This window comes from Streptomyces graminilatus (genome assembly GCF_001418565.1).
GTDB classification, from domain to species: Bacteria; Actinomycetota; Actinomycetes; order Streptomycetales; family Streptomycetaceae; genus Streptomyces; species Streptomyces graminilatus.
The window spans coordinates 1-5,024 of the sequence record NZ_LIQQ01000345.1; the positions used below are offsets into that span (position 1 = coordinate 1).

A 5,024-nucleotide genomic window follows, 5' to 3' on the forward strand; every position below is an offset into this window, starting at 1 on the left:
GACGCGGGGGACGCGGGGGACGCGGGGGACGAGGGCTACTCGGACGCCGCCGCCGCGCGCGCCTGACGGCGGCCCTCCGCCGCCGACCGGAGCACGCCGGCGCCCGCGACGAGGAAGCCGACGCCCATGAGCATGCTCAAGCCGAACATGAACGTCGGGAATGGCCTCGTCCCGAGGAGGAATGGGGCCACGGTGACCAAAGTGGCCACCGCGCCGACGAAGAACACGATGGCACCGACACGGATCAGCCGATCTCCGGCCGCGGCGGAATTCGTTTGGGTTTTGTCACGCACTCGACCAGGGTAGTTCCCTGCCCGAAGGAACAACCCACTACGTCTTGTCACCGGCCCGCGGACCATTAGCCTTGGTTCCGGCGGGTCACACGACCCGCCCCAGTGCTATCAAGACCCGTTTTCCCACCAGCAGTTCAGAGCGGTTCCGAGAGGTTCCCAGAGGTTCACAGCGGTTCCCAGCAGTTCGTAGCAGATTCAAACAGTCCGACGCAGTTCGCAGCATCCCGATGCGGTCCGAAGCAGTTTTCCGACGAGTACGAGGACGAGGAACAGACGTGCCCACCGGCAAGGTCAAGTGGTTCAACAGCGAGAAGGGCTTCGGCTTTCTCTCCCGTGATGACGGCGGTGACGTCTTCGTCCATTCCTCGGTCCTGCCCACCGGAGTCGATTCCCTCAAGCCGGGCCAGCGGGTGGAGTTCGGAGTTGTCGCCGGCCAACGCGGTGACCAGGCACTTTCGGTCGTGATCCTGGACCCGACCCCGTCGGTCGCGGCGGCACAGCGCAAGAAGCCCGACGAACTGGCCTCCATCGTCCAGGACTTGACCACCGTCCTGGAGAACATCACGCCCATGCTGGAGCGGGGCCGCTACCCCGAGAAGACCTCGGGCGCGAAGATCGCGGGCCTGCTGCGCGCGGTCGCCGACCAGTTGGACGTGTAGGGCATTTCCGCGGATTTCCCGGGATTACCGCGGGAAATCCAGTGCGTTCGGGCCGAGGGGCGGTACCAGTCCCTCGGCCGCCGCGCGGGTCAGCAGCCCCCGGACCGCCGCGTAGCCGTCCTCGCCGAGGTCGGCGGTGAACTCGTTGACGTACAGCCCGATGTGCTGGTCGGCGACGCCCGGGTCCATCTCCTGGGCGTGCTCCAGGACATAGGCCCTGGAGGCCTCAGGATCGTCCCAGGCGGCTTGTACGGACGTCCGGGCCGCTCGGGCCAGCAGTTCCAGTGTCCGCGCTCCCAGCGACCGCTTGGCGATGATCGCGCCGAGCGGGATCGGCAGCCCGGTCGTCGCCTCCCAGTGCTCGCCCATGTCCGCGAGCCTGTGCAGCCCGTAGTTCTGGTACGTGAAGCGCGCCTCGTGGATGACCAGTCCCGCGTCGACCTTCCCGTCCCGCACGGCGGGCATGATCTCGTGGAACGGCATCACGACCACCTCCCCCACCCCGCCGGGCACCGTGTCCGCCGCCCAGAGCCGGAACAGCAGATACGCCGTCGACCGCTCGCTCGGCACCGCGACCGTACGCCCGGTCAGATCGGCCCCCGCCTCCCGCGTCAGCACCAGCGGGCCGCAGCCCCGGCCCAGGGCGCCCCCGCAGGGCAGCAGCGCGTACTCGTCGAGGACGTACGGCAGCACGGCGTACGACACCTTCAGCACGTCGAACTCGCCGCGCTCGGCCATGCCGTTGGTGATGTCGATGTCCGCGAACGTCACGTCGAGCGCGGGCGCGCCCGGCACCCGGCCGTGCGCCCAGGCGTCGAAGACGAAGGTGTCGTTCGGGCAGGGCGAGTAGGCGATCCGCAGTTCCCCGGGCCCGTCAGGGCTCATACGGGTGTTCAGGTCGGGGTTCAGGTCGGCGCTCAGGTCAGGGTTCATGTCGGTACTCATGTCGGTTCCAACTCTCCAGTGCCGGTGCGAGCTTCCCGAAGGCCTCCGTCAGGGCCGTGAGCGCGTCGCCGATGCGCCAGGCGGCGCGGTCGCGGGGGCCGACGGGGTTGGACACGGCGCGGATCTCCAGCACCGGCACACCGTGCGCGGCGGCGGCCTCGGCGACGCCGAAGCCCTCCATCGCCTCGGCCAGCGCACCCGGGTGCCGGGCGCGCAGCTCGGCGGCGCGTTCGGCGCTGCCGGTGACGGTGGAGACGGTCAGTACGGTGCCGGCGCGGGCTCCGATCGCGGCCGTGACCTCTCGTACGAGTGATTTCGGCGGGCTGTGGGTGACGGCGCCGAAGCCGAGTGCGGTGACCGGGACGAAGCCCTCCGGGGTCTCCGCGCCCAGGTCCGCGACGGTGATCTCGTCGGCGACGACCAGTGAGCCGACCGGCGCCTCTGGCTGGAAACCGCCGGCGATGCCCGCCGAGACGACCAGGTCGTACGGGGTGCCACGGAGCGCGGCCGTGGTGAGCGCCGAGGCGACGCACGCGGCGGAGGCGGCGGGGCCGACCCCCACGGCGATGATGTCGAACGGCACGCCGTCAGCAACATCGCCGGAATCGACAGAATCGACGGAATTGGCGGAATCGGGGACATCGACAGAAGCGGCGACATCGGCGACATCGGTGGCGTCGAGGGCCTGGGTACCGGTCGCCTCGAACGCCTGTGCCACCGCGGCCCGTTCTGCGGGTACCGCGGTGGCTACGAGGACTCGTACCCCTGAGGTGGTCAGGAGTCCTTCTTCAGCCGGAACGACCAGATGCCCGCCACGTTGCCCTCGCCCTCCTTGACGGAGACGAGCGTCGAGTTCCCCTGGGCGCCGTACTGGGCGTTGAAGAACACGCTGCCCGGGATGGTGCGGTAGGTCTTCTTGCTGGAGTCGGTCAGCGGGTTGCCGTTCAGCAGGATCGTCCAGCCCTTGTCGGCGATCTTCGGGTCGACACCGAAGCGCACGCTCTCGTCCGGGTCGACCTTGATGCTCTTGAGGTCCGCGTCCTTGGCGATGTCCTTCTTGAGGCACTCGGCCACCTGGGCCACCGTCAGCGCCTTGCCGTCACCGTCGGCGTAGCAGGAGGCCTCCGAGTTCACCGAGGAGGTGCCGACGGTGATCGTGGAGATCGGCGTCGGCTTGTCGCAGGCGGACAGGACGAGCAGTCCGGCACCAACGGCGCCGACGGCGGCAACAGCGCGGCGACGGCGCGCAGTGGAAGCGGAACGCAACGAGGTCATGGCCGAAGGCTATCGGGCACCCGCGACACGGTTGCCACCTGGGTACGGCGAGCCGGGCGCCGCTGGGGCCTGTCCGGCGGAGCATGCGGCGGACGCGGGGCTTGGCACGCCCGTCCGCGGCGATGTCGTCGGTTGCCGACTCCCCGACTCTCGGCTTCGCTCGACCGGGGGGACCCCCCCATCGCGTCGGCGCCCTCCTCCGCCTTGCGGCCGGACGCACCAAGCCCCGCTCACCTGCGTCGAACGCGTGCGTTGATTTCCTGCGGCCTGCTCCGCCGGACCGGCCCTGGTCCCCGCCGACCGGTGTCAGGCGACGCGGGGGTGGGCCCGGCCGCCGCCGTGGCGGGCCGAGCCCACCAGGCCCTTGACCGTGGTCAGCCAGCCCGTGGCGACGATCGCGGCGGCCACCCCGAGGCCCAGCTCGCCGATCAGCGGCAGCGCGATACCGATCGCGCCGCCTAGCACCCACGCCATCTGGAGCAGCGTCTCCGAGCGGGCGAAGGCGGAGGAGCGGACGCTCTCGGGCACGTCCCGCTGGATCAGCGCGTCCAGGGACAGCTTGGCGAGGGCCTGGCAGAACCCGGCGACCGCCGTCAGACAGGCGACCAGGGCGGCGCCGAAGAAGATCGCGGCGACGATCGCCACCCCGAGGACCACGGCGACGACCGTGACGACGATCAGCTCCGGCGCGCGCTGCTTCACGGCCGCCCCGACCGCCGTACCGAGCGCGTTGCCGACGCCCGCCGCGACGGCGACCATGCCCAGCGACCACGCGGCGCTCTCCCCGGTCAGCGGGTGCTCGCGGAGCAGGAAGGCGAGGAAGAAGATCAGGAAGCCGGACAGACAGCGCAGGGCGGCGTTGGCGGCCAGCGCGTGCGTGACGGCCGTACCGACCGTGCGCAGACCCGGTCGGCGCAGGGTCTCGCGGCGGTGCGGGCCGTGCAGATGCTCCGCGTCCGCCGCCAGCAGGGCGGTGTCCTCGCCCTTGGCGGAGTCCACCTTGTGGGGCAGCGTGAAGGACAGGAACGTACCCGCGATGAAGATCACGAAGGCGGCGTAGAGCGGCCAGCGCGGCCCGAGGGCCTGGAGCACGCCGCCGATGGGCGCGGCCACACCGGTGGCGAGCAGCCCGCTCAGCGTGACCCGCGAATTGGCTTTCACCAGGGAGAAATTCGGCGGCAGCAGGCGCGGTACGACCGCGCTGCGGACCACGCCGTACGCCTTCGAGGCGACCAGCACGCCGAGCGCGGCCGGGTACAGCTCAAGGCTGCCGGTGGCGACCGCGCCGGCGAGCAGCAGGGCGAGCAGCGCGCGGGCGAGCATCGCGCCGGCCATCGCGGCGCGGCGGCCGTGCGGGAGACGGTCGAGGAGGGGGCCGATCACGGGGGCCAGGAGGGTGAAGGGCGCCATGGTGATGCCGAGATAGATGGCCACGCGCCCGCGTGCCTCGTCGGTGGGGACGGAGAAGAAGACGGTGGAGGCGAGGGCGATGGTGATCATGACGTCGCCGGCGCCGTTCACCGCGTGCAGTTCGATGAGCTTGCCGAGCCCGGACTCGCCGGCCCCGTGCGCGTGGGTGGCCCTGCGGATGCCACGGGCGGTGCCGGTCACCGGAAAGTGCAGGGCACGTCCGAACGCGCGCACGGACCCGTTCACCCGGTCCCGTACGCCGCGCCGGCCGGCCTCGGTGCCGGTGCCGCTCCGGTTGCTCCCCTCGGTCCCACCGGTCCCGGTGGTGCCGTGGGACGACCTTTCGGTTGCCACCCCGCCATAGTGCCCCGAGAACGGCGTACCTGGTGCGGTTACCGCGCGTATGGGGCAGCCGAGTGGGGCCGACCGGGGCCGAGTGGGG

The 5,024-nt window shown here is 71.1% G+C and carries 6 protein-coding genes; 1 reads left to right on the top strand and 5 read right to left on the bottom strand.

The annotated features are described in order from the left end of the window. Positions 1 to 35 precede the first annotated feature (35 nt). A complete protein-coding gene (locus AOK08_RS27545) occupies positions 36 to 293 on the bottom strand; it encodes a hypothetical protein (protein WP_055530990.1) in 258 nt (85 codons plus the stop codon). Positions 294 to 568: 275 nt separating this feature from the next. Here AOK08_RS27545 and AOK08_RS48500 point away from each other — a divergent pair, with 275 nt between their 5' ends. After that, positions 569 to 952, top strand: coding sequence for a cold-shock protein (locus AOK08_RS48500; RefSeq protein ID WP_055530992.1), 384 nt, complete (start codon positions 569 to 571; stop codon positions 950 to 952). A 24-nt stretch (positions 953 to 976) separates the two neighbouring features. Here AOK08_RS48500 and AOK08_RS27555 read toward each other — a convergent pair whose 3' ends face one another. The 4 genes from AOK08_RS27555 to AOK08_RS27570 all read right to left on the bottom strand — a co-directional run bounded on the left by AOK08_RS27555 (position 977) and on the right by AOK08_RS27570 (position 4,936). Beyond that, entirely contained in the window at positions 977 to 1,837 is an 861-nt protein-coding gene (locus tag AOK08_RS27555) for a 1,4-dihydroxy-6-naphtoate synthase (RefSeq protein WP_079054305.1), read from the bottom strand. A 37-nt stretch (positions 1,838 to 1,874) separates the two neighbouring features. Continuing rightward, positions 1,875 to 2,702, bottom strand: coding sequence for a futalosine hydrolase (locus tag AOK08_RS27560; protein ID WP_055531000.1), 828 nt, complete (start codon positions 2,700 to 2,702; stop codon positions 1,875 to 1,877). Next, on the bottom strand, positions 2,672 to 3,172 hold the full coding sequence (locus AOK08_RS27565; RefSeq protein ID WP_055530994.1) for a hypothetical protein: 501 nt from the start codon (positions 3,170 to 3,172) through the stop codon (positions 2,672 to 2,674). The genes AOK08_RS27560 and AOK08_RS27565 overlap by 31 nt, the downstream gene beginning before the upstream one ends. 306 nt (positions 3,173 to 3,478) lie before the next feature. Continuing rightward, a complete protein-coding gene (locus AOK08_RS27570; protein ID WP_055530996.1) occupies positions 3,479 to 4,936 on the bottom strand; it encodes an MFS transporter in 1,458 nt (485 codons plus the stop codon). Positions 4,937 to 5,024: the final 88 nt, after the last annotated feature.